The following is a 2,697-nucleotide window of genomic DNA, read 5'->3' as shown; positions in this document are numbered from 1 at the left end:
AACGCCAGCAGAAGGGGACTTGCTGCGCCTGGTGGCACGCGGTCTCGCCAACAAGGAAATTGCCCGTGAGTTGGGAATTGCCAATCAGACCGTACAAAACGGCCTGACACGCGTGTTTCAGAAGCTGGGCGTGAAGACCGATTGCGCAGTTGGGATGCGGGTGAATGCGGGGAGGCGATGCCTCCCCGCATCTGTGTTGCGGTGGTTCAGGCGAACTGTGGTGCGCGGCTCATGGTGCGGAGATTGACCAGGCCCGCCACACAACCCCAGAACAGGCCGTGCCGCCGGGTGTCGTTCCGGTAAAACTCCCGGCAAACACGGAACTTCTTCAGTTTGCACACCACGTTCTCCACCGTGATCCGCACCTTGGAGATCTGATGGTTGAGCTCCCGGTCCTCCGGGCTCAGCGCGCCCCCTCGGGGCCGCATGCGGGGAACGATCACCTCGTGCTCCGGGCACAGCTTATCCAGGCCCGTATACCCGCGGTCGCCCCACACGCGACTTCCCCGGGGAAGTCGCGGCAAGAGTCTCGACTGTTTCAGGACCTTCATGTCATGGGTGCGCCCGCCGGCGGGCGCACTGAGGTGTACGACGAGCCCCTCTGGAGTGACCGCCACCTGCGTTTTCAGGGTGTGGGTGCCCTTCTTGACGCTGAAGAACTTCTTCTGGTCCCTGGGCCGCCCCACGGCGTTCTTCCCAGGACCACTCCCCTTCTTCTTCTTGGGTTGGCCTCGGGGCTGCTCGGTCCCGTCGATGATCATGTCCGCGATCTCCGGGAACGCTTCAAGGACGTCGTCCAAGGTGCGCAGCCGACGACGCGGGGCGTCGTCGGGCGTGACCTTGCGGCTGTCCAGTGTCCGGGCGCGGAGAGGAGCAGGCAATGCCTGCTCCAGGAGGGGCAGCAGCGCGTGGATGTTCCGGCAGACGTTGGCGGCGTCCATCTCGAACAGCACACCCAACAGATGCATGGGCAAGTAATGCCGGAGGTACATCAGGGTGAGCAGCAGGCGGTGCGGAACATCCAGCTTGAACTGCCGGCCGGCCCCGATGCGGCGCCTTCGTCCCTCCCGCAGGAGGGACGTGCGGTGCGCCTGGGTCCACAGGGGCTCGAGCTGTTCAGCGAGGATGCTGAACTCACTGGGATTCAGGCCGCAGAGCGACTCGAAGGACCGGGGACGCTGCATGAGGCGCGACACCTGAAGCATGCCCCTACTCTGCCCAATTCACCTCAACTGCGCAACGGGTCCTGAGTAGCCGTAACGAAGCGATTCTGTATTACTGGGACATCGCCAACAAGCCACCTATACAATGACGACCATGCTGCGTAAGATGATCTGTGCCCTTGCCATTCTGGCTGCCAGTGTTGCGGGCGCTGGTGGCAGAGACGTGCCACTCCCCTCACGTCTCTTGCCAGACCAGGAACTCGGGCAGGCACTGTGCATCCGCAACCTTCAGGGCTTCCGCACGGTGCCCGCGGGAGTCCCGGTCACTTATTCCAGGAACATCAACAACTCCGGCCATGTCGGTCAGTCGTATTTCTGGGTAGGCACGGCGCGCTTTCAACAGGGCGGGCAGGTCAGGACCGTGCGGTTTACTTGCACCGTGACGAATGGCAAGGCAGCCGTGACGCTCCGCTAAAAGCCGGGAAGCGCCACGGGAAAGGAGAGGGCTTCATTGGCCCTCTCCTTTCCCATGGGTTACGTCAGTTGGGCGATCAGCGGTACGTTCTGGATGACCATGCCTTGCCGCTGATACTGAGGCGTGCGGTTGACCAGGGCACCCAGGGAGCCTTGCGTGGTGGCATTCCAGTCAAGCCACACGCCGCCACGCTGCACCTTCACGTTGCGGAACGTCACTTGCGGGTGCCGGGGCGTATAGCCGCTGGATGACGTGGCACTGTTGTCCTCCCCGCCGATCAGCATCTTGCCGGAGTAGGTTGGGGACGCCACGGCGGCCGTGCGAGAGAACGTGATGCGCCCGTCCTGTACAGTCGCGTCCGCTTCCGTGCCCCGGTTGACGATCTTGACGAAGACCTCACTGGTAGGGCTCACAATCTGGTTCTGCTGACCAAATTTGGCGTGATTGGCGAAGTAGCGCCAGACTGGGCCGTTTCCATCGCCCTTATCTGCGTAGCTGAGGCCAACTTCGTAATAGTCGTCCAAAGCAAGAAAGAAGTTGACGAAATCATACGTGCTCAGACCCGTAGGCGTTGCTGGGACGCTAATGTATCCCTGTATGCCCGTGAAGTTCGACTCTGCCGTGTATACCTTCACAAATTCCTGAAGAGCCATGCTGTACCTCCCGAACCAAATTTGAAGTGATCACTTCTGGAGTAAGCATGGTGTATACAAGTCTTATTTTAAACTCTGAAATCTACCTCATTGCTACAAGAAATCTACAGGTAGAAAAGTTTTTAAAGTAAAACTTTTCTACCCGGCATAGGAAAGATCTGTGGTGCATTTTTGTTGACTGGTTTGGATGGGAAAGCAGAGATGTACTGGTATATTCGGATAGGCATACTGGTAGAAAACGTTCTTTCTCTCAAACGGATGGATCCGCATACTGATTGCAGAAGTGGCCACTTCAATTCAGAACCACCAGGAGTGCAGATATGCCAGCCATTCGTATCCCCCGCAGCAACTTCAAAGTCCGTTTCTCTGGTGACGCCAGCGGTGCTGGTCGTCGCAATGTCCCGAC

At 59.3% G+C, this 2,697-nt stretch carries 5 protein-coding genes; 2 read left to right on the top strand and 3 right to left on the bottom strand.

The window, feature by feature from the left end; all coding sequences use genetic code 11:
- A partial coding sequence (locus K7W41_RS23180) for a helix-turn-helix domain-containing protein (protein WP_224612901.1) occupies nt 1-247 on the top strand: 247 nt, incomplete at its 5' end.
- Here the strand turns inward: K7W41_RS23180 and K7W41_RS23175 are convergent.
- Nucleotides 207-1,205, bottom strand: coding sequence for an IS5/IS1182 family transposase (locus K7W41_RS23175; RefSeq protein WP_022803092.1), 999 nt, complete (start codon nt 1,203-1,205; stop codon nt 207-209). The genes K7W41_RS23180 and K7W41_RS23175 overlap by 41 nt on opposite strands.
- Before the next feature lie 112 nt (nt 1,206-1,317).
- Here K7W41_RS23175 and K7W41_RS23170 point away from each other — a divergent pair, with 112 nt between their 5' ends.
- Entirely contained in the window at nt 1,318-1,638 is a 321-nt protein-coding gene (locus tag K7W41_RS23170; RefSeq protein WP_104992257.1) for a hypothetical protein, read from the top strand.
- 59 nt (nt 1,639-1,697) lie between these two features.
- Here the strand turns inward: K7W41_RS23170 and K7W41_RS23165 are convergent, their stop codons facing one another.
- On the bottom strand, nt 1,698-2,291 hold the full coding sequence (locus tag K7W41_RS23165; protein WP_107139585.1) for a hypothetical protein: 594 nt from the start codon (nt 2,289-2,291) through the stop codon (nt 1,698-1,700).
- A gap of 122 nt (nt 2,292-2,413) precedes the next feature.
- The coding region (locus K7W41_RS23160) for a hypothetical protein (RefSeq protein WP_224612900.1) at nt 2,414-2,697 on the bottom strand (284 nt) is incomplete at its 5' end.

Origin of the sequence: Deinococcus multiflagellatus (assembly GCF_020166415.1) — a bacterium.
Classification (GTDB): Bacteria; Deinococcota; Deinococci; order Deinococcales; family Deinococcaceae; genus Deinococcus; species Deinococcus multiflagellatus.
This window is presented reverse-complemented; position numbering and strand designations above follow the sequence as displayed.

Excerpts from the sequence above, each read along its gene's own strand:
- K7W41_RS23175 (WP_022803092.1), bottom strand. The coding sequence starts at position 1,205 with ATGCTTCAGGTGTCGCGCCTCATGCAGCGTCCCCGGTCCTTCGAGTCG.
- K7W41_RS23170 (WP_104992257.1), top strand. The coding sequence starts at position 1,318 with ATGCTGCGTAAGATGATCTGTGCCCTTGCCATTCTGGCTGCCAGTGTT.
- K7W41_RS23165 (WP_107139585.1), bottom strand. The coding sequence starts at position 2,291 with ATGGCTCTTCAGGAATTTGTGAAGGTATACACGGCAGAGTCGAACTTC.